A 21,218-nucleotide genomic window follows, 5' to 3' on the forward strand; every position below is an offset into this window, starting at 1 on the left:
ACAGGGTGAGATTCGAACTCACGGTACGCCTAAACGTACACTGGATTTCGAGTCCAGCGCATTCGACCACTCTGCCACCTGTCCTATTTGCTGCCGTCGATTTGCACGCTACGGTTACCCGATAAAGCGGCGAAATCGCCTGCTGGTAAAGCTTGCCCCAAACGGGTCGAAGGTTTGCGGCATTCCAAGCAAGTCCGCTATTCTAACAAGGAAATAAAAAAACGCATAATTGACTTGTCTCAGCGTTCCCGGAGGCAGTTAAGTAGGGTGGGGCAGGTACACTACTAGCGCAGTATTAAGCTAAATTTGGGCCATCTAACAAAGGATCAACATGCTTATAGGAAAACGTGCAGTTATCACAGGTTCGACGAGCGGGATCGGCTTGGCGATCGCCCGCGAATTGGCGTCCAATGGCGCGAATGTGGTGATCAATGGTTTCGGTGATGCCGCAGCAATAGAAAAAGAGCGGGTCAACCTTGAAATGGAATTCGATATCAAGGCGTATTACGTCAATGCCGACCTGATGCAGGCCGGCGCTACGCGCGACTTTATCAGTGCTTCGGCTGAGGCCTTGGGTGGTATCGATATCCTGGTCAACAATGCCGGAATTCAACATACTGATTTGATCGAGGATTTCCCCATCGAGAAATGGGACGCAATCATTGCATTGAATCTTTCAGCGGTATTTCATGGCACGGCAGCGGTCTTGCCGTATATGAAAAAGCAGGGCTGGGGGCGCATTGTCAACATCGCTTCAGCACATGGCCTGGTTGGCTCGGTCAACAAATCAGCCTATGTCGCCGCCAAGCATGGGGTAGTGGGATTGACCAAGGTTACAGCGCTGGAAAATGCCGGAAATGGCGTGACCTGCAATGCGATCTGCCCGGGATGGGTACGTACTCCGTTGGTGGAAAAACAAATCGAGGCGCTGGCGCAAAAGCAAGGCATAAGCATCGACGATGCCGCCAAAGAATTGCTGACAGAAAAACAGCCGTCGTTGCAGTTCGTGACACCCAAGCAGTTGGGCGGTGCAGCTGTATTCCTGGCCTCCGAAGCTGCCGATCAAATGACAGGCACTACATTAACGCTTGACGGCGGCTGGACAGCCAGATAACCCCGAAAGCATTGTTTGAAGGAATGGCAGCATGTTGTTGTTATTGTCGCCGGCAAAAAAGCTGGATTACGACTCGTCCGTGCGGACTACGTTGCATACGCAGCCTTTGTTCATAGAGCAGGCGAGTCAGTTAATACAGGTGCTGAAGAAAAAATCCGCATCTGAAATTGCAGCCTTGATGAAGCTGAGTGAAGCGCTGGCAAAGCTGAACGTCGAACGCTATTCGGCCTGGAAGCCAACGTTTAACCAGACCAATTCGCGCCAGGCTGTGCTGGCGTTCAATGGCGACGTATATGAAGGGCTCGATGCGTCAGGTTTGTCGGACGCGCAGCTAAGGTGGGCGCAAGATCATGTCGCTTTACTTAGCGGCCTATACGGCGTATTGCGGCCGCTGGATTTGATGCAGCCATATCGCCTGGAAATGGGAACACGATTGGCTACCGACAAGGGCAATACGCTTTATGATTTTTGGCGCCCCAGTATTGCTCCTTATTTGAACTCCCATTTGGCTGAACTGGCAAAGGGCAAGGCAAAAAAAGCCGAGCCTTTGGTCTTGAATCTGGCCTCTGAGGAATATTTCAAGTCGGTGGACTTGAAAGCATTGAAGGCAAAGGTGCTGCAATGTGTATTCCAGGATTTCAAGAACGGGACATGGAAAGTCATCAGCTTTCATGCCAAAAGAGCGCGGGGCTTGATGGCGCGCTATGTTATCGAGCATAAAATCACAGACCCGATAAAGCTTCGAGGCTTTGAAAGTGAGGGCTATGCCTTCGATTCAGATGTTTCTACGCCTGAGAAGCTGGTGTTCCGGCGCGCGGCTTAAGGGCTGACCGCCTTCAAGTCGCCACGCCGCGCATTTCCTGGCGTATCAATTGTGCTGCCTTGACCATTTGCCGTAACGGGTAGGCCAAGGTGGCCAGTTCACCTTCGGTTTCGATCGACACCGGAGGACTGGCGTCGTTGCCATCCAGGTACTCGCCTACGGCATCCAGCGATTTTTGTATACCTTCTGGGACGCTGGGCAGGCTGGCCAAGATCGGAATGGCCGCGCTAATTTGGGAAGCCAGTACGTGATACTGGATCATCAGGTTATTCAGTTCGGGCACATTGTTTTGCTGCTTGATGGGTTCGTCCATCATGCGATAAAACGCCGACGCAAAGTTACTGAATGCAATATAGACGTTTTTACGTGCGATCCGCCAATGCATTTCGGCTTCGTGCTGTTCAGCGTCCAGAGCGGTGGTGTCCTGCGCTGAAGCGGCCAGGGCTGCCTGTGCGCGGGTCAGTGCCGCATAGTGCAGGCCGGTGCTCAAGAGTTCTTTGTTTGCTTTCTTGACTGCGTTGGCGAGCGAGCCCATGAAATTGTGCTCCCACCATGGCAGGATGTAGCTGCATAGCAGCGCTATGCCACAGCCAATAAAGGTATCAATCAGCCGTTCGCTGATGACGACACTGGTGTTGGGCGACAGGAAATGAAAAGCCAACAGAACGAATACGGTATTGAATACCGCTGCAATCATGAAGTTCAGCTGTATCAAGCTATAGCCCAACACGCATGCCACGACCAGTACCGCCAGGTAAACGTTGGGACTATGGGTAACATTAAACAGCACCAATGCCAGGCCGCAGCCGATAAGGGTGCCGGCGAGCCGCCACCCATTACGTTGTCGTGTCAGCGCGAAGCCTGGCTTCATGATGACAAGAATGGTCAAGACTATCCAATAGCCATGCATGCTGGCGCCTGGCAGGATCTGGCTCAGGCTGGTGTGTGACATGGCGGTGGTGAACGTCATGGCCATCAGCGCAGCGATGGTGACACGCGTTGCATAACGAAAGTGCGATGAGTCCAGCCGCAGGTTGCTGGTCAGCATGCCAACACGCCAGGCCCGGCGCGACAGGAAGCGGTCCAGCGCCTTGTCCAGCCGCATGTCTACCAATTGGGCTGCGTCAGCATTGCGCGTGTGCGCAGCCATGCGATCGACCAAGCGCGTGGCATTACGGATCCGGCGCAGCACTTGTATCAGCAAGGCATAGACTTCCGGTTCGCTTTCAACCAGGCCGGCTTGGCGGTATTTTTCGAGTTCATATTCTATGGCCCGCAGTTCGGCTTTCACACTGTTGCGTTCTTTGGTGCGGCGGTTGCGCGCAATGTTCAGGGCGATGTGCGATACGTTGGCAGCCAGCTTGTACAAGGCGTCCCGGGCGAAGATCAGCACATCGCTGTCGGGTACGCTGCGGCGTAGCGTTGCGTAATCGGTATGGGTAGCGACCAGGCTGTCGAGCAGCGCCACCATATCGATAAAAACATTCAGTGCGGCAGCCCGTAACTTGTCGCTGCGCCTGTGGCCCCGGGGCAGTTCGCGCAAGACGGTATCTCGTGCAGCCTGATGGGCGTCGGTCATGGTCGATTGGGCATGGATCAGCTTGCGGTAGCTGGTTTCCAGATCAGCGTCGACGTCGTAAAACTGCGACCTTGCAGCAATATAGTCGGCCGTTGCAAACAAGGCTACAGACAGCACTTGTTGTTCTTCACGGTGCCATAGCAGCCGATGGACGATGGAACTATACGTAAAGTAGAAAACCCCGCCCAGAAATGAATAGAGCGTATGCAAGAGCACTTCGTGGGGATTCAGTGGCGTGCGCATGGTCAGTGTCATGATCAGCAGGCAGGCGAAACCCAGCAGGCCGCCTTGCTTGCCGAACACGGTAAACATTGAAAAAACAAAGCACAAGGCGGGTACGGTCAGCCAGATCAAGACACTATGGGATGACGCCAGGCCGGTGATCGCCGCGGTAATGGAGCCCAACAGTATGGCGCCCAGCATGCCGTTGGTGCCATAGCGCCGGGGGCCGCCGGGCTGGTCAATGATAGCCACGCAGGCGGCGCCAATAGCCGTGATCATGCCCACGCTATATAGTTGGAAAACCCCGATCAACAACAGCGCCGGCAGCAGAACGCCGACCGCCTGGCGCAGCCCGCCAAAAAAATAATGACTGTAAAAAAAGCGCTGAAGCAAAGGGATGCGTGTTGCCATATATGCAGAGGACAGTAAGGGGTGAGTCAGTATATAGCCAGATGGTCTGCTTTTTACCTTCTTCCCCAAGCCTTGATAAATATGGCTACACGACAGAAATATGTGTAGCTATAGCAGTGGTAGTTTGTTGGTCTTGACTACTTCCGTCCATTTTTCCACTTCTGATTTGATGCGATCAGCAAACTCTTGGGGCGTATTCTTTACCTGCCGTGCGCCCATGCCTTCAAGCCGCTTGGTCACATCGTCGTCAGTCAATGCTGACGCGATGGACTGGTTCAGCTTTTGTACGATGTGTGTAGGGGTGCCTGCAGGGGCCAAGATTCCGAACCAGGCTGATACTTCATAGTCAGGCACGCCGGACTCGCTGATGGTGGGAACGTCTTTAAATGTTGGCCACCTCTCTTTTGTCGTGACGGCCAGGGCCCGCAGGCTGCCTGCCTGAATGTGTCCCGCCGATGATGGCAGGTTATCGAATCCAACCTGGATTTGTCCTCCTATCACGTCATTCAGCATGGGGCCGCCCCCTTGATAGGGCACATGGACCATATCGATACCAGCCTTGGCTTTCAATAGTTCGCCGGACATGTGAGGGCTGCCTCCCATGCTGGTTGAGCCAAAGCTGACTACTCCTGGATTTTTCTTTGAGTAAGTGATGAATTCCTCGAATGTTTTAAATGGAGCGTCTTTATTGGCAATCATGACGTTGGGAGTATCGGCGACGATGATTACCGGTGCGAAGTCCTCAATCGTTCGATAAGGCAGCTTTTTGTACATGGCGGCATTGATGCCATGGGTGTTGATGGTACCCATGATCAGGGTATAGCCATCTGGTTTCGCTTTGGCAACCGCCAGCGTGCCAATTTGGCCGCCCGCTCCTGGCTTGTTCTCGACGATAAAAGTCTGGCCCAGACTTTTGGTCAATTTCATTGATACCAGGCGGGCAAGAAGATCGGTGGTGCCGCCAGGGGGGTAGGGCACGACTATCGTGACCGGGCGTTCGGGGTATGCGGCATGAACTGGTCCACAGACAGCCATCGCAATGCCTATGCTTAGTGCCGATAAGGTTCTTTTCTTTAGCATGTTGACTCCTCATATGATTTTTTTATTTCAAAGCAATGACTGTCCGTGTAGTTTGCTGCGCAATGAGTCTGGCACCTCAACCTTGAACCCCAGAATCGCTGCTGACAGGGCTTTGCCATAGTTGTCCAGGCAAAGACTGCGTGAAACACCACCACCTAAGGCACCATGGGCGACAAAATTCATGGCGTGGATGTTGTCTACCTCATAGCGGAATACGTCGCCTTTTATCACGCCGCGATAGAACGCTTTTAGGCGTTCGGCGGTGAGTTGGGTTTTGAGCAGTTCGTAGAATTCGGGTTCATAGGCAAACACAGAAATATTTGAGGTGTTGCCTTTGTCTCCGGAGCGGGTGTGGGCAAGATGTTGCAGGAGGACTTGCATGATCAACTCTCGAAGTAAGTAACAGTGGCAGGAACGCTTTCGCGTGGAACCAGCGAAGACCAGACTCCAATGATCTCGCGTGTTCGATCCTGGTGTGGCACGCGTTTGCCAGTATGCGCAACGCCCGAAACAGCCATGCCGTCAACCTCACGCCCAACTTTTGCCGCTTCTTCGCGGGTACGAGTGCGGGCTGCAACTCGCACCGCAATTTCGTAGGGTTCAGGGGCATTTTCGGGTGTGGCTTCGCCATGAATTGCATTAATACCCAGGAAGTCGATGCGTAAATCTTCGGCGTCCAGCTTCACGATCTTGAAACGCTCTTCCAGGATGCGTTTGGCTAATTGGGCGCGCCGCAAGGCGCCAGGCCCCGCATAAAAGAACATGTCTTCGCCAATGAATCCTTCTGTGCAGCCGATCGAGACTTTTAGGGTTGGCGTGCGCGGTTTCCCGCTGATATTCGTAACGCGTACTCGATCTGGGCCGGCCTGTTCCAGGTTTACTGTCGTAAAGTCAACTACGACATCAGGGGTCAGATAATTGGCGGGGTCGTGTACCTCGTACAGAATCTGTTCCTTCACGGTCTGTAGCGTGACTGCGCCGCCAGTGCCTTTGACTTTGGTAAGGATAGCGCTACCGTCGGACTGTACTTCGGCGATGGGGAAACCGAAGTTCCACGGTTCAGGCACATCTTTGAAACCAGGGTCGGAAAAGTAGCCACCCGTCACTTGTGCGCCGCACTCCAGCAAGTGCCCTATACCGTTGCCAGCGCCCAAGCGATCGTGGTCCAGAGGGTCCCAGTCGAATTCATACATCATGGGCGCCATGAATATTGATGGGTCGGCAACGCGGCCGGTTATAACAATTTGGGCGCCAGCCCGCAGCGCTTCTACGATGGGTTCGGCGCCTAGATAGGCCTCAGCAGAGATCAGGGCGGGCGCTAAAGTGCTGGTAGGCTCGCCATTTTCTAGAATATGGTCGGTAAGATCCAATACGCTTTCGGTAATCAGGCTGCCAGTCACGGCGGCGACCTTGATTCCTGATATGCCCAGCTCGCGTAAAAGCGCTACTACGCGTTCGGCAGCGGCATTGGGATTGATCCAGCCCTGGTTAGACACAATGCGTGTTCCCTGGCGCATGCAGGCAGGTAAAACGGCGCGCATGCGATCTTCTAAATAGGTGTCGTAACCGGGAAAGCTTGGATCGCGTCGGCTGCGAACCTGGGCTGCCGACACAGTGGCTTCTGCCATGGTTTCGAAGCATAAATAATCCAATGCGCCATGCTCCGCATTCAGGGCTGCCGGTTCGATGCGGTCTCCCCACCACGCCGCGCCAGATCCAATCCGGATCGTTTTACTCATGCTTTATCTCCTATGTGCTTATGTCGGAAGTGCGTTGTGTTTTCTTGATGTTCCAGCTGAAGCAAGCTGCTTAAAAACAAGTCTATAGATGGGGGCGTGGTACAACCAGCACCATGGAGGAATAGGCACTATGAATATTATTCATAAGGAAAGGTATGGATAAATTTGCCGAAATACTGGTGTTTTTAAGTGTCGTGGAAGAAGGAAGCTTTTCTGCAGCGGGAAGGAAACTGTTGCGTACACCTTCCTCCGTTAGCAAGATAATTGCTCGCCTGGAGTCGCGGCTGGCGGTTCGTTTGTTTGACCGTATTGCAGGGACAATACGATTGACGCAAGAAGGGCATCGGTTTCATGAGCATGGCCGAAAAGTGGTCGATGCCATGACTGAAGCGGAGAATTCCGTGACGCCGAATGAGTTGGAGATGACGGGTGTTCTACACATACATACCAGTCTCACTTTCGCCAAATATCAGTTGGCGCCTTTGCTACCTCTATTGTTGAAAAGGCACCCTGGCCTGCGCATTGAATTTATTATCGGGACCGATCGCGGTGATTTTCTGAAAAGAGATATTGATGTGGCTATTCACAGTGGCAGTCCGACAGAGCTGTCTCTAGTGGGTAAGCCATTATTTCTTAGGCGATGGATTATCGCTGCCGCGCCGTCGTATCTGAAAAGGTATGGCTCGCCGGCGGCACCGGAGGAGCTACATCGCCATCATTGTCTGAATTTCACCGTGCGCCAACATTGGAACTCGTGGATATTTATCGAAAATGGGGTTCCCAAGACCGTCAACATTCAAGGGCTGGTGGGCGCGGATCAGGGCGAATTGCTACGCACTCTTGCATTGGTGGGTCTGGGAATTGTGCGGTTAGCAGAATTCCATATTGCCACTGACATCGCCGAGGGTCGGCTTGTTCAATTATTGGCCGATTACCCACCCGCTGCACAAGACATGATGTATGTTTTGTACCCTCGTGGCCGGGCACAGGCGCCGCGAGTGCGCGCTTTCCTACAGTTTCTGAATGAGCATTTCGCTGCATAGCAAGATGATGTAGAGCTGGCTGTTATTGTTTTGCAAGCAAGCCTATAAGCCGTTTTGGCCTATTCATAGAACATACGTTCGATAAATTCATTGACTTTACCGAACGTATGTTCTATCGTTTTCGGCAGAGGAGGCTTGCCATGCATAATAAATTTGATCTGACGGGAAAGATTGCATTGGTGACGGGGGCGTCGGGCGGCTTGGGTGGGCACTTTGCCGAAACCCTGGGCCGCGCAGGAGCTAAGGTGGTGCTGGCTGGACGGCGCATGACGCCACTGCAGCTACTGGCAGACCGTTTGATAGCGCTAGGTATACAGGCTCACGCCGTGGTGGCCGACGTTACCGACGAAGCTGCAATCAAAGCCTGCTTCGATGAGGCGCAAGCGGTATATGGTTTGGTGGATGTCTTGGTATGCACCGCGGGCAACACCACGGAAAAGAAGTCTCTGGCCTTGTCCGCCCAAGATTGGGATCACGTGCTGGAAGTCAATCTGAAAGGTTGCTGGCTGGTAGCCAACGAGGCCGCACGCCGCCTGGTGCAGGCCGGACAAGCAGGCTCCATTATCAATATTTCATCCATTTTGGGTCATCGCGTGGCGGGTAATGTGTTGCCCTACACGGTATCTAAAGCAGGGCTTGAACAAATGACGCGTGCTTTGGCCCTGGAATGGGCGCGTTACGGTATTCGGGTCAATGCCCTGGCCCCTGGGTATATCGAAACCGATCTTAATCGTGAGTTCTTCGCATCAGACGCCGGCCTGGCGCTGATTAAACGCATTCCGCAGCGCCGGTTGGGGCAGGTGTCAGACCTGGACGGCGCGCTGTTATTGCTGGCGTCCGACGCATCGCTGTATATGACAGGCAGTTCCATTGTGGTCGACGGCGGCCATTTGCAATCTACTCTTTAAACGAGGCCATCTTCATGGACTTTACTTTATCGCCGCAGGCGGAAAACTATCGCAAGCAGATCAGGGCCTTTGTGGACGAGGTACTCATTCCGCTGGAAAGCGATCCTGCGTCCTTTGACGAACACGAAAATATTGATGAACCCTTGTTGCAGCGCATGCGAGCCCAAGCGAAGGCCAAGGATCTGTGGTGTCTGCAAATGCCTCGTGAACGCGGCGGGCAGGGTTTGGGCATCGCCGACATGGCCGCATGCTACGAGGAAATGAACCGTTCTATTTTTGGTCCCGTCGTGTTCAATTCGGCAGCACCCGATGACGGCAACATGATGGTGCTGAATAAAGTGGCCAGTCCTGCACAAAAAGAACGATGGCTGCAGCCCATTATCAATGGCGATGTGCGCTCGTCGTTTGTCATGACCGAACCGGCGCCGGGTTCGGGATCAGATCCGGGCATGATGTTGACCACTGCGGTGCGCAAGGGTGATAACTGGGTGGTCAATGGCACCAAGCATTTTATCACTGGTGCTGGCGTGGCGTCTCACTTCATTCTTATTGCACGCACCTCCGACGATGCGCGTAAGGGCTTGTCGGCGTTCTTGTTCCATAAAGATGATCCGGGCTGGGAAATCGTGCGGCGCATCCCCATAATGGGCCCGGAGGAACATGGCGGGCATTGCGAACTGCGCTTTACCGACATGCTGATCCCCGACGAAAATCGCCTGATGGAAGTGGGTGATGGCCTGAAGTTGACCCAAATCCGGCTTGGCCCGGCCCGTCTGACTCACTGCATGCGTTGGCTGGGATTAGCCAAGCGGTCTTTGGAAGTCGCTACAGCTTATGTATCCCATCGTGAATCGTTCGGCATGAAGCTGGCCGACCGGGAAGGAGTGCAGTGGCTATTGGGTGAAGCTGCCATGGGCATACAAACAGGCCGCTTGCTGACCATGCATGCAGCCTGGAAGCTTGATCAGGGCGATTTCGCACGCAAAGAAGTGTCTATGGCAAAGGTCGCGGTTTCCAATATCTTGCATCAATCGGTCGACACGGCAATTCAGCTTTGCGGCGCTCGCGGCTACTCTAAAGATACACCGCTGGAATGGATATACCGCTACGCCCGCCAGGCCCGTTTGGTGGATGGCGCCTCCGAAGTACACAAGATGGTGCTGTCCAAGAATCTTCTTAAAGAAGGTAACGAATTCTGGGGCTGGGGTTAACGCATGGGCAATGACGACATCAGCCAGGCCTTGGCGCTGTATGTCAAACGTCGGGCGGCCGCAGACGACATTCAGGTGCTTGAGTTTTTCCGCTTGTCGGGTGGAGCAATACAAAGCAACTATGCCTTGACCGTGCAGTGCGCAGGTGGTGACCACCCGGGCCGCCTGGAGTTGGTGGTTCGTAGCGATTCGCCTTCAGTCATAGCGGCCAGCCTTAGCCGGGAACAAGAGTTCCAGGTGTTAAGCGTGGCCTATGACGCCGGCGTGACTGTTCCGCAACCTTTGTGGCTATGCACCGACACTTCCGTTATTGGCAATGTATTTTGTGTGATGAGGCGGGTTTCGGGTGTCGCGGCCGGACATAAGCTGGTTAAAGGGGGGGTGACCCCTGCGCAAGCTAAGAATCTTACGCACCAGCTGGGCCGGGAGCTTGCGCGGTTGCATACGGTGCGCCCGCCCGATGTCCGCCTGGCTTCATTGCCATTGCCGCCAGCGTCGCCTGTACAGGCGCGTATCAATGCCTATCGCAAGGCGTTGGATGCGATACCCGAGCCTCATCCGGTTCTGGAGTGGTCATTGAACTGGTTGGAACAAAATGCGCCTGACAGCAATGATGTCGTACTTTGCCATTGCGACTTCCGTACCGGCAATTATATGGTCGAGGATGGGCGGCTAACCGGCGTTCTGGACTGGGAATTCGCCGCCTGGAGCGACCCCTACGAGGATCTGGGCTGGCTGTGTTCAAAAAGCTGGCGTTTTGGCGCAGACACTAAAGAGGTAGGCGGGATTGGCGACAAGGTCGACCTATTTCAGGGCTATGCCAGTGTATCGGGCCTTGATGTCGACCATGGCAAGGTGTTGTACTGGGAAATCATGGGCATGACCCGTTGGGCCATTATTGCCCTGCAACAGGCGCAGCGCCATTTGTCGGGCGAGCAGTCGTCGCTGGAATTGGCCCTGACAGGACGCTTGTTGCCTGAAATCGAATTTGATCTGCTGACACAGATTGGCGAACTGGGGGGCATATGAATAATCGGCCTAATGGCGGCGAATTACTGGCAGTGGCACGGCGCACCTTGCTGGATGAGCTTTTGCCCTTATTGCCGCCGGCAAAAAACTACGAGGCGCTGATGATCGCAAGGGCCATGGCGATAGCCATGCGCGAGCTGGAACAGCAGGGCGGGGACCCATCTGACGATGAGATTCGGCAGTTCTACCGGTTGGCTGGTTTGGACGTAATACGCGGCGCCACTGAGCAGGATCTGGCCGAGCAAATCAGAAAAAAAACCATAAGCAAGTCCAATCATGGGGCTTTGCACCAATTGCTTTTGTCGCTGACACGGACCAAGCTTGCCATTACCAACCCGAAGTACCTGAACAAATAAAGAGGTATTGCATGGGCAGCATGTATCAAACCGGCCTGGACAAGCAGGCGGCCAATTATTCAAGTTTGACGCCACTGAGCTTGCTGCAGCGATCCGCGTATGTATTTCCGGATAAGACCGCAGTCATCGACGACGACATGGTCTTGAGCTATCGCGATTTATATCGACGATGCCGGAGTATGGCTTCGGCGTTGGCAGCGCAAGGCATCAAGGCTGGCGATACGGTTTCGGTCCTGTGCTTTAACACGCATGAGCTGCTGGAAAGCCATTATTCTGTTCCCATGGTCGGCGCTGTCCTTAACGCCTTGAATACCCGGCTGGATGCGGGCACGCTGGCTTTTATCCTCGAACATGGCGAGTCGCGCATTCTGTTGTACGACACCGAGTTCGAGACGCTGGTTCAGCAGGCTGTCGCAACAATGGCGTCGCCGCCTTTGCTGGTCGCCATTGTCCGTTTGGCCGGCGCACCGGCTAAGTCATCTACCTTGCTTTACGAAAACCTGCTTGCAGCGGGCGATCCGGAGTTTTCCTGGACCAAGGTGGCCGACGAATGGGATGCCATCGCGCTTAACTATACGTCGGGCACCACAGGCAATCCCAAAGGCGTGGTCTACCATCATCGCGGTGCTTACTTGGCGGCGCTAAGTAATGCGATGGCTTTCAATATGACGGCAGATACGGTCTATTTGTGGACCTTGCCCATGTTTCATTGCAATGGCTGGTGCTACCCCTGGGCGGTCACGGCGGTTGGCGGAACTCATGTTTGTTTGCGTAAGGTACAGCCCGATCTGGTTCTGGACCGCATCAACGTTCATAGCGTCACGCATATGTGTGGTGCGCCGGTCGTGTTGAATATGCTGTTGAGCGACTTTCACCGGCAGGGGCAAGTTCTGAAGACCTCGGTGCAGTTTGCCCTGGGTGGGGCTGCACCGCCCAGCCCGGTTATCAGCCGAGGGCAGGAGATTGGCTTTCAGATAACGCATCTGTATGGTTTGACTGAATCATACGGTCCATCTGCTTTGTGCGTGTGGCAAGACGACTGGCAGGGCCTGCCGCCCGATGATCTGGCCCGGAAAATGGCCAGGCAAGGTGTGGGTCTGTTAGGCATTGATGAGTTAAGCGTGGGCAATCTGGATGGTGGCGGTTATGTGCCGTTCGACGGCCAGACTCTGGGTGAGTTGCTGATTCGTGGCAATACCCTCATGAAAGGCTACCTGAAGAACGAAGCAGGTACGCGGGAAGCATTCAAGGACGGTTGGTTTCACACCGGCGATCTTGCCGTCGTGCATCCGGACGGTTACGTCGAAGTCAAGGATCGTGCCAAAGACATCATTATTTCCGGAGGCGAGAATATTTCCAGCCAGGAAATTGAAGAAGTGTTGTATCGCCACCCTCTGGTGTTCGAAGCGGCGGTTGTTGCCTTGCCCGACGAAAAATGGGGTGAAGTGCCTTGCGCTTTTGTTGCATTGAAAGAAGCAGCGGAAAATGTACAAGAGCAAGACATTATCGCCTTTTGCAGAGCGAATATGGCTTCCTATAAAGCCCCCAAGCGCGTTGTTTTTGGTGAGTTGCCAAAAACATCGACAGGGAAAATTCGCAAAAATATCCTTCGGGATTCATTGTCGTAGAAGTAGTGTTGTAGTAGCAGAAAACATAGAAACAAAGGATATACGAACGCAGCAAAATAATTATTATTCAAGGAGACGTCCACATGTTCAAGATACTGCTCAACAAGCCTCTGTTGCCGTTGGCGCTTGCCGGAGCCCTCAGTTTTAGCCCGGCGCATGCTGCTGATGGTCCCATCAAGATCGGCGCTATCTATATTATGTCGGGAAGTGCTGCCAGTTACGGGAAGTTCGCCCAGCAAGGTATCCAGCTGGCCATGGATGAAATCAATGCCTCTGGCGGTGTTCTTGGGCGTAAATTGGCAGTACAGCTTGAAGATGGTCAAGGAAAGGCCGCAGTGGCGATCCAGGCCGCCCGCAAGCTGGTTTACCAGGACAAGGCTGACGTATTAATGGGCCTGGACAGTTCAGGTGTTGCACAAGGCTTGGCGCCAGTGCTGCCTGAATTGGGCAAGCCCTTCATCATCACCCACGCCGCTACGCCGGACGTCACTGGCAAGTTGTGTAATTCATTTACTTATCGCGTCAGCGTCAATGTGCACCAGAACATGCAGGGTGCGGCAAGCGTTGCCGCAAAAACCGGAGCCAAGAAATGGACCACCATAGGCCCTGACTATGCCTTTGGCCACCAATCATGGGAGTTTTTCAGCAAGTACCTTAAAGAAAAGTCGCCAGACGCTGTGCTGATGACTGAAACCGCATTCCCTCGATTTGGCGCTGAAGACTTTACGCCATTTATCAATGGCGTCATGGAGTCCAAGCCTGATGGCGTGCTGATTTCGCTCTGGGGCGGCGACTTGGTCAATTTCGTACGCCAGGCTAATAACCGAGGTTTCTTCAAACAAGGATTTGAAGTGCTGCTCACAGTGGGCGCGGCGACTGAAGTGCTGGCGGCGCTGGGGGATCAAATGCCCGAAGGGGTTTGGCTGGGTACGCGTTACTGGTATGGCGACCACGACAACGACTTGAACAAGAAGTTTGTTTCTTCTTACCAGAAAAGTTACGGCACGCCTCCCAGCTATAACGCCGAAGGAGCCTATGTTGCGGTGTACGCCTTTAAGGCGGCCATCGAAAAAGCTGGCAGCGTAGACGGCAAGGCTGTGGCCAAGGCGCTCTCTGGCCTGAGCATCGAAACCCCGACTGGAACCTTAGCCTTCCGTAAGGGCGACAATCAGGCGCTGATCGGCCCCACCTGGGGGAAGACAGCCGCAATGAACACACAAGACAAAATCCGCTCATTAACTGATACGCAGTTCTTCGACGGCGAGAAAATCACCCCGCCCGTCGACCCGGCCTGCAAGTTGTAATCCTTAAGGCGCTAACTTCAGCGCGAGCCCCCCTGACAGCAGGGGGGCTATACAAAATAACAAGGGGACATCATGAGCAGTTTTGGGATGGCTTTGCTCAATAGCCTTGATATCGGCTTGCTGCTATTTGTGATTGCGGTAGGGCTGAATATTGTCTTTGGGGTATTGAACGTTATTAATTTTGCCCATGGCGCGCTATATATGCTGGGCGCTTATCTGGCGTACAGCTGCATGACGCTGCTGGGGCTTTCGTTCTGGATTACCTTGCTGCTGGCGCCTTTAGGGGTGGCAGTCCTGGCGGTGTTTATCGATAGACTGATGCTGCGCTTCATTTATCAGCGTGAAATCTCCGATAGCCTGCTGCTTACTTTTGCATTGCTGCTTATCCTGAACGAATCGGTACGCTTGATATGGGGGACTGGCATACACGTGATCGATCCGCCTTTGTTATTGCAAGGCACAGTATCTCTGCCAGGCGGTATTACCTATCCGATTTACAGTCTTTTCGTGGTGCTTGTGGGGCTGGTGGTTGTGTGCGCCTTATGGCTGTTGTTTAACCGTACGCGCGTCGGCAAGATCATGCGCGCTGCGGCGCTTGATCGCGAAATGGCGCAGGTGCTATGCATTAATACCAAGCTGGTTATCACTAGCGTATTTGCCTTTGGAGCCTGGCTGGCCGCCGTCGGCGGCGTGGTTGCAGCGCCCATGCGGGCAATCGATCCGGGTATGGGCGACAAAATCATTATTGAAAGCTTTATCGTCGTCGTTATTGGCGGCCTGGGGAGTTTCCCGGGGGCCTTGCTGGGCGCGATTGTGCTTGGCCTGATTTACGGATTTGGCGGGCGCTTCTTTCCGGAAGTGAACCTGATCCTGCCTTTTGTGGGCATGGCTATCGTCTTGCTGCTTAAGCCCCACGGACTGATGGGCAAGGGGGCAACGCTATGAAACAATACTACACCCCTATAGCGCTGGTTTTGGTGCTGGCCGGGCTGTTTTTCTTGCCCTGGATCACACCCTATTTTTATATTTTCATCGTTACCGAAATCTTGATTTTGGGTTTATTTGCAGCCAGTTTCAACCTGATCTTCGGTTATACCGGCATGCTTAGTTTTGGACATGCCGCCTTTTTCGGCATAGGGGCCTATGCCACGGCAATGTTGTTGCAGGGTGCCCAATGGCCTTTACTGGCCTGCCTATTGGCATCTATTGCCGCTGGAACTATTTTGGCGCTGGTCATTGGGTTTTTCAGTGTCAGGCTAAATGAAGTGTATTTTTCCATGCTCACTTTAGCCTTCGGCATGATGGTCTTCGCCGTGGTGCACCAATGGCGGTCCGTCACTAACGGCAGCGATGGCATTGCCGGCTTTCAAATGGGTTCGCTAGGCCTTGGTTTTGAGCTCGCCCTGGGTAACCCCAGCGTTTATTACTACGTGGTGTTGTTCATCGTAGTCATCGCTACCGCTATTTTGTACTTGATCTGCCGGTCGTCTTTCGGCCTGATCCTGCGCGCCATCCGGCAAAACCCGGAACGCGTTGCCTTTTGCGGTATCAATGTCAAAAGCTATCGCCTGGCGGCGTTTACCGTGTCTGGCGCCTTTGCGGGCCTGGCGGGTGGACTGATGGCGCCGTTTCTGCGTATTGCCAGCCCGGAACTCGTGCATTGGTCTATGTCGGCTGAACCGATATTGATGTCAATATTGGGTGGTACGGGCTATTTTCTAGGGCCGTTTTTTGGGGCCGGCATGTTTGTATTGCTGGAAACCTGGATTACCAGCATGACGCATTCCTGGATGTTGGTGCTTGGCATTATTCTGGCATTGATGGTGATGTTTTTCCGGCGCGGCGTGTTGGGCACGTTGCTTGATCGATTGCAGGAGCGAAAATGACCCAGCCTATCTTGCAAGTCAGTCACTTGACTAAACGTTTTGGCGGTGTGACCGCGGTATCTGATGTGTCGCTTGACGTCACCCCCAAAGAAACGCTTGCCATCATCGGGCCTAATGGCGCGGGGAAAACCACTTTCTATAACCTTTTGTCGGGCCGCATGATACCTACGGAAGGGACTATCCTCTTCGAGGGTCAGGACATCACCGGTTTGCCGCCGCACCGCATCAGCCGCATGGGCGTATCGCGCTCATTTCAACTCAATAATATTTTCAACGAAATGACCGTGCGCGAAAACGTTGAAGTTGCGCTTACCGCCTATCATGGCCAAAGTCGGCGATGGTCGAATATCGCGTCGCGCAACCGGCCCATACAGCAAGAGGCGGACACCTTGCTCGAGCGCTTGTCGCTGACCGATCTTGCCCAGCGCCGGGCCGGTGTTATCAGCTACGGGGATAAACGATTAGTTGAAATTGCGATGGTGCTGGCCACGCGTCCGCAGCTCGTATTGCTTGACGAGCCTACCGCAGGCATGACGCCCGATGAAACGCATAGGGTTACCGCATTGGTCAATTCGCTGGCGGCGACCGGTGACTATACCTTCCTGATCACCGAGCACGACATGGGCGTCGTATTCGATGTGGCCGACCGAATTCTGGTCATGCATCGGGGCCAGACGCTGGCGCTGGGCTCGCCTCAAGAGGTCAAGATGAACCCGGAAGTCCGGCAAGCCTATTTGGGAAATGCCGAAGAGGAGCTTGCGTCATGATGCTTGAAGTCGACAATATTCATACCTATTACGGCGAAAGCCACGCTTTGCAAGGTGTTTCGTTGAAGCTCGAAGCGGGTGAAGTCGTATGCTTGCTGGGGCGCAACGGGGCAGGCAAGAGCACCACGCTGCGCAGCATTATTGGCTTATCTGCCCCTAGTAAAGGCAAGGTCATGTTCCAGGGCCGCGATATTGCCGGTCAACCGGCATATCGTATCGCGCGATCTGGCATAGGGCTGGTGCCCGAAGACAGGCGCATTTTTCCCGGCTTGAGCGTTCGGGACAATCTGGAGGTCGCCCAGTATCGGCGTCCCGGAAGCAGCGGGCAATGGACGGTAGAGCGGATTTTCGATGAATACCCCATGCTGGGCGAGTTGGCCAACCAGGACGGCAGCACCTTGTCGGGTGGGCAGCAGCAAATGCTCGCCGTTGCCCGGTCTTTAATGAGTGAACCTTTACTGTTGTTGCTTGACGAACCCAACGAGGGCCTGGCCCCGGTAATCGTTCAGCAAATCGGTGCGCTCATCGATCAATTGTCCAAAACCACCACGGTTTTATTTACCGACCAAAGCGTACACTTCGCTTTGAAACATGCACGGCGGGCCTACATATTGGAAAAAGGCATGATCGTGCATGAAGCGAATAGCCAGGATTTGATTAACGATATAGATACGCAACACCGATACTTGTCGGTAGCATAAGCGGATTGCGGGTTGGCTTTGATGACGGGGTTGGCGCGCTGGGCGCGTCAACCGGCGTAGCAGATTAAAAGGTGGAGCAGTAGATGATTGCTGATTTTGAATCATTCAAGATCGAGCTTAGCTTGTCGAAGGTCGAGATTTGCCGCGAGCTATATCGCCAGAACACGGATATGATCCGCATAAAAAAAGAAGCTGTCGCCGTAAAAAATCTAGTGCGCATCATTGATTCCACCCTGCGCTTGACCCACGAAAAAGGTTTTCACGCCATGTCGCTGCGCGACCTGTGTGCGGACTCGGGCTTTAGCATCGGCGGCTTGTATGCATATATCAAGAGCAAAGAAGACCTGATCTACCTTATTCAAAGCCATGGTTTTTTGTTGACCCGGCGCACTATGCTGGCTTATACCCAGGATATCGTTTCGCCTCGCGACAAGCTGCGAGCAGCAGTCAAAGCGCATGTGTATCTTAGCGAACTGATGCAGCCCTGGTTCTACTTTTCCTTCATGGAAGTCAAAAGCCTGCCGAGCAAGCAAAAGAAAGAGGCAATTGCTGTAGAGCTGGAAATCGAAAGCATTATCCGGGACATTATTACCGAGGGAATCGAGGCCGGTGTCTTCCGACAGGTCAATGCCCAGTTGTTGGCGTCGCTATGCAAAGCGATGATGCAAGACTGGTATTTGAAGCGTCGAAAATACAATAATCAGGGCACGAATGTCACGCAATACGCTGAATTCGTTGGCGATATTCTTGAGAATTACCTGATTGTCCCTAGCTGATTTGCCTACAATGCGGCAAAAAGGTAAAGTATTGCGTTGGCTTACTCAATTATCCAGGGTGGGCCGCCAAAGGCCACGTTGCCCGGGTTATCCGCCCGGTTTTTGCGCCTGTAATACTTTGCTGTTGGCCGCGCCACAAGCGTGTGTTGCCAAAGCTTCCGTTCTACCTCCCGCGTTCACATGAACGCTCGTGCTGTGTTTCGACGAGCGCAAGTCGGTTCGACAAGGTGTCTGGGTGGCGTGGCTCCGTGAGTCATAAAGCGCCAGGTCATGTTGTTGCAGTCGGTTTAAGCTCAGACCTTAACGGGTCAATCGGGATGCCAGTACTGGTTACGAAAGGAATACATAATGGAACTCAATGGCGCCGATATCGTCGTACGCTGCCTGGCCGAACAAGGTGTTGACCATGTATTTGGTTACCCCGGCGGTGCAGTACTCTATATTTACGACGCAATTTACAAGCAAGACAATTTCAAGCACATATTGGTGCGTCACGAGCAAGCTGCCGTGCATGCCGCCGATGCGTATTCGCGCTCGTCCGATAAAGTCGGCGTTGCGCTGGTAACAAGCGGGCCAGGCCTGACCAATGCCGTGACCGGTATTGCCACCGCCTATATGGACTCCATCCCCATGGTGATCCTCAGTGGTCAGGTGCCCAGCCACGCCATTGGCGAAGACGCCTTCCAGGAGTGCGATACGGTGGGTATTACACGCCCATGCGTCAAGCACAACTTTCTGGTGCGCGATGTCAAAGACCTGGCCGAAACCATGCGCCGAGCCTTTTACATTGCCAAGACAGGTCGTCCCGGACCCGTCCTGGTCGACATCCCCAAAGACATCACTGTTGCCACCTGCAAATACACACCGCCCCGTGGCGAAGTGAAAATGCGGTCGTATGCGCCAGTGGTCAAGGGGCATCAGGGGCAAATCAAGAAAGCGGTGCAAATGCTGTTATCTGCAGAGCGCCCGATGATTTACTCCGGTGGCGGCGTGGTGCTTTCCGACGCCTCCGCCGAATTGCGCCAGTTGGTTGAACTGGTTGGCGCGCCGTGCACCAATACCCTGATGGGCTTGGGTGCATTCCCTGCAAGCGACGACAAGTTCGTGGGCATGCCTGGTATGCATGGCACTTACGAAGCCAATATGGCCATGCAGCACTGCGATGTGCTGATTGCCGTAGGCGCCCGTTTCGATGACCGCGTTATTGGCAATCCCAAGCATTTTGCGCAGAATCCTCGCAAAATCATTCATATCGATATCGATCCGTCGTCCATTTCCAAGCGCGTCCGTGTCGATGTACCGATTGTTGGCAACGTCAAAGACGTGCTGCAAGAATTCAATGCCTTGTACGCACAGGCTGCTGTTGACACGCCGCCGAATAAGTCGGCGTTGGGCAAGTGGTGGGAGCAAGTGAATTCCTGGCGCGGCAAGCAGTGCCTGGTCTACGAAAACTCCGACACGCTTATCAAGCCTCAGTTCGTGGTTGAGAAACTATGGGAAATCACCCATGGCGAAGCCTTTGTGACGTCGGATGTGGGCCAGCACCAAATGTGGGCGGCCCAGTATTATCGTTTCGACGAACCTCGCCGCTGGATCAATTCAGGTGGTTTGGGCACGATGGGCGTGGGCCTGCCTTATGCAATGGGTGTGCAAATGGCCAACCCAGATAGCCAGATTGCGGTCATCACAGGCGAGGCGTCCATACAAATGAATATTCAGGAGCTCTCCACCTGCAAGCAATACCACCTTACACCCAAGGTGCTTTGCCTGAATAATCGCTATTTGGGCATGGTTCGCCAGTGGCAGGAAATTGAATACGGCTCCCGTTACTCCGAGTCGTATGTCGACGCCTTGCCTGACTTTGTGAAGCTGGTCGAAAGCTACGGCCATATCGGTATGCGTATCGATAAGCCAAGCGATGTCGAACCCGCTATCCGGGAGGCTTTCACCAAATATAAAGACAGACTGGTGTTCATGGATTTCATTACGGATCAAACCGAAAATGTGTGGCCTATGGTGAAAACCGGTAAAGGCCTGACTGAAATGCTGCTCGGTTCCGAAGACCTGTAAGGAGACTCCCATGAAACACGTAATTTCTATCCTTCTGGAAAATGAACCGGGTGCGTTGTCGCGGGTTGTCGGTTTGTTTTCCGCGCGCGGCTACAACATCGAAACCTTGACCGTGGCGCCAACCGAAGATTCCACGCTGTCTCGCATGACCATTGTTACCAATGGTTCAGACGAAGTCATCGAGCAAATCACCAAGCACCTGAATCGCCTGGTCGATGTGGTCAAGGTGGTGGACTTGTCCGAAGGCCCGCACGTTGAGCGCGAACTGATGTTGATCAAAGTGCGCGCCGTGGGCAAAGAACGCGAAGAAATGAAGCGTATGGCAGATATTTTTCGCGGCCGCATTATCGACGTTACCGATAAGGTCTACACCATAGAGCTGACAGGCGACCAAGAAAAGATTGAAGCCTTCATAGGTGGCCTCGATCGCAGTGCCATCCTGGAAACGGTGCGTACCGGCGTGTCTGGTATAGGCCGTGGCGAGCGGGTGTTAAAACTATAGGACGTTTGATGCCCGGTTACGCGCAAAGCGCAATAACCAGACATCAACACAGCATAATCTGATATAAAT

20 protein-coding genes are annotated in these 21,218 nt (G+C 53.7%); 16 read left to right on the forward strand and 4 right to left on the reverse strand.

Features of this window, described 5'->3' with window-relative positions; all coding sequences use genetic code 11:
• The first annotated feature begins 331 nt into the window (after positions 1 to 331).
• Together ABWO67_RS08600 and yaaA are read left to right on the forward strand one after the other, a co-directional pair.
• Positions 332 to 1,114 (forward strand): 3-hydroxybutyrate dehydrogenase, encoded by a 783-nt coding sequence (locus tag ABWO67_RS08600; protein ID WP_353150385.1) that lies wholly within the window; start codon positions 332 to 334, stop codon positions 1,112 to 1,114.
• 31 nt (positions 1,115 to 1,145) lie between these two features.
• Positions 1,146 to 1,937: a peroxide stress protein YaaA gene (yaaA, locus tag ABWO67_RS08605; RefSeq protein ID WP_353150388.1), complete on the forward strand. Its 792-nt coding sequence runs from the start codon at positions 1,146 to 1,148 to the stop codon at positions 1,935 to 1,937.
• Positions 1,938 to 1,950: 13 nt separating this feature from the next.
• On the opposite strand, the gene ABWO67_RS08610 is transcribed toward yaaA, so the two are convergent.
• The 4 genes from ABWO67_RS08610 to ABWO67_RS08625 form a co-directional block, all read right to left on the reverse strand.
• A complete protein-coding gene (locus tag ABWO67_RS08610; protein WP_353150390.1) occupies positions 1,951 to 4,149 on the reverse strand; it encodes an FUSC family protein in 2,199 nt (732 codons plus the stop codon).
• Between the two features lie 108 nt (positions 4,150 to 4,257).
• Entirely contained in the window at positions 4,258 to 5,229 is a 972-nt protein-coding gene (locus ABWO67_RS08615) for a Bug family tripartite tricarboxylate transporter substrate binding protein (RefSeq protein ID WP_353150393.1), read from the reverse strand.
• A 27-nt stretch (positions 5,230 to 5,256) separates the two neighbouring features.
• Positions 5,257 to 5,610, reverse strand: a complete 354-nt coding sequence (locus tag ABWO67_RS08620; RefSeq protein WP_353150396.1) for an AtuA-related protein — start codon at positions 5,608 to 5,610, stop codon at positions 5,257 to 5,259.
• A 2-nt stretch (positions 5,611 to 5,612) separates the two neighbouring features.
• A complete protein-coding gene (locus ABWO67_RS08625; protein WP_353150399.1) occupies positions 5,613 to 6,968 on the reverse strand; it encodes an acyclic terpene utilization AtuA family protein in 1,356 nt (451 codons plus the stop codon).
• A 155-nt stretch (positions 6,969 to 7,123) separates the two neighbouring features.
• On the opposite strand from ABWO67_RS08625, the gene ABWO67_RS08630 reads away from it, so the two are divergent.
• The 14 genes from ABWO67_RS08630 (at position 7,124) to ilvN (ending at position 21,149) form a co-directional block, all read left to right on the forward strand.
• Positions 7,124 to 8,011 carry a LysR family transcriptional regulator gene (locus ABWO67_RS08630; protein ID WP_353150402.1) on the forward strand — a complete coding sequence of 296 codons (888 nt, stop codon included), beginning with the start codon at positions 7,124 to 7,126 and terminating at the stop codon, positions 8,009 to 8,011.
• 140 nt (positions 8,012 to 8,151) lie between these two features.
• Positions 8,152 to 8,919 (forward strand): SDR family NAD(P)-dependent oxidoreductase, encoded by a 768-nt coding sequence (locus ABWO67_RS08635; RefSeq protein ID WP_353150405.1) that lies wholly within the window; start codon positions 8,152 to 8,154, stop codon positions 8,917 to 8,919.
• Between the two features lie 14 nt (positions 8,920 to 8,933).
• Positions 8,934 to 10,130, forward strand: a complete 1,197-nt coding sequence (locus ABWO67_RS08640) for an acyl-CoA dehydrogenase family protein (RefSeq protein ID WP_353150408.1) — start codon at positions 8,934 to 8,936, stop codon at positions 10,128 to 10,130.
• Positions 10,131 to 10,133: 3 nt separating this feature from the next.
• Complete coding sequence (locus ABWO67_RS08645; RefSeq protein ID WP_353150411.1) at positions 10,134 to 11,159, forward strand: phosphotransferase family protein; 1,026 nt, start codon at positions 10,134 to 10,136, stop codon at positions 11,157 to 11,159.
• Positions 11,156 to 11,515, forward strand: a complete 360-nt coding sequence (locus tag ABWO67_RS08650) for a DUF6285 domain-containing protein (protein WP_353150414.1) — start codon at positions 11,156 to 11,158, stop codon at positions 11,513 to 11,515. The genes ABWO67_RS08645 and ABWO67_RS08650 overlap by 4 nt, the downstream gene beginning before the upstream one ends.
• Before the next feature lie 11 nt (positions 11,516 to 11,526).
• A complete protein-coding gene (locus ABWO67_RS08655; protein WP_353150416.1) occupies positions 11,527 to 13,143 on the forward strand; it encodes an AMP-binding protein in 1,617 nt (538 codons plus the stop codon).
• Between the two features lie 83 nt (positions 13,144 to 13,226).
• Positions 13,227 to 14,447 carry an ABC transporter substrate-binding protein gene (locus ABWO67_RS08660; RefSeq protein ID WP_353150418.1) on the forward strand — a complete coding sequence of 407 codons (1,221 nt, stop codon included), beginning with the start codon at positions 13,227 to 13,229 and terminating at the stop codon, positions 14,445 to 14,447.
• A 72-nt stretch (positions 14,448 to 14,519) separates the two neighbouring features.
• The gene (locus tag ABWO67_RS08665) at positions 14,520 to 15,392 is read left to right on the forward strand and encodes a branched-chain amino acid ABC transporter permease (RefSeq protein ID WP_353150421.1); all 873 of its coding nucleotides are present in this window, start codon (positions 14,520 to 14,522) and stop codon (positions 15,390 to 15,392) included.
• The gene (locus ABWO67_RS08670; RefSeq protein WP_353150423.1) at positions 15,389 to 16,333 is read left to right on the forward strand and encodes a branched-chain amino acid ABC transporter permease; all 945 of its coding nucleotides are present in this window, start codon (positions 15,389 to 15,391) and stop codon (positions 16,331 to 16,333) included. The genes ABWO67_RS08665 and ABWO67_RS08670 overlap by 4 nt, the downstream gene beginning before the upstream one ends.
• Positions 16,330 to 17,100, forward strand: coding sequence for an ABC transporter ATP-binding protein (locus ABWO67_RS08675; RefSeq protein WP_353150426.1), 771 nt, complete (start codon positions 16,330 to 16,332; stop codon positions 17,098 to 17,100). The genes ABWO67_RS08670 and ABWO67_RS08675 overlap by 4 nt, the downstream gene beginning before the upstream one ends.
• Positions 17,097 to 17,801 (forward strand): ABC transporter ATP-binding protein, encoded by a 705-nt coding sequence (locus ABWO67_RS08680; protein ID WP_353150428.1) that lies wholly within the window; start codon positions 17,097 to 17,099, stop codon positions 17,799 to 17,801. Before ABWO67_RS08675 ends, ABWO67_RS08680 begins: the two co-directional genes overlap by 4 nt.
• 83 nt (positions 17,802 to 17,884) lie before the next feature.
• Positions 17,885 to 18,577, forward strand: coding sequence for a TetR/AcrR family transcriptional regulator (locus ABWO67_RS08685; protein ID WP_353150430.1), 693 nt, complete (start codon positions 17,885 to 17,887; stop codon positions 18,575 to 18,577).
• 348 nt (positions 18,578 to 18,925) lie between these two features.
• Positions 18,926 to 20,647: an acetolactate synthase 3 catalytic subunit gene (locus tag ABWO67_RS08690; RefSeq protein ID WP_353150433.1), complete on the forward strand. Its 1,722-nt coding sequence runs from the start codon at positions 18,926 to 18,928 to the stop codon at positions 20,645 to 20,647.
• Positions 20,648 to 20,657: 10 nt separating this feature from the next.
• Entirely contained in the window at positions 20,658 to 21,149 is a 492-nt protein-coding gene (gene ilvN, locus ABWO67_RS08695) for an acetolactate synthase small subunit (RefSeq protein ID WP_353150435.1), read from the forward strand.
• Positions 21,150 to 21,218: the final 69 nt, after the last annotated feature.

Origin of the sequence: Pollutimonas bauzanensis, from assembly GCF_040393045.1 — a bacterium.
Taxonomy (GTDB): domain Bacteria; phylum Pseudomonadota; class Gammaproteobacteria; order Burkholderiales; family Burkholderiaceae_B; genus Pollutimonas; species Pollutimonas bauzanensis_A.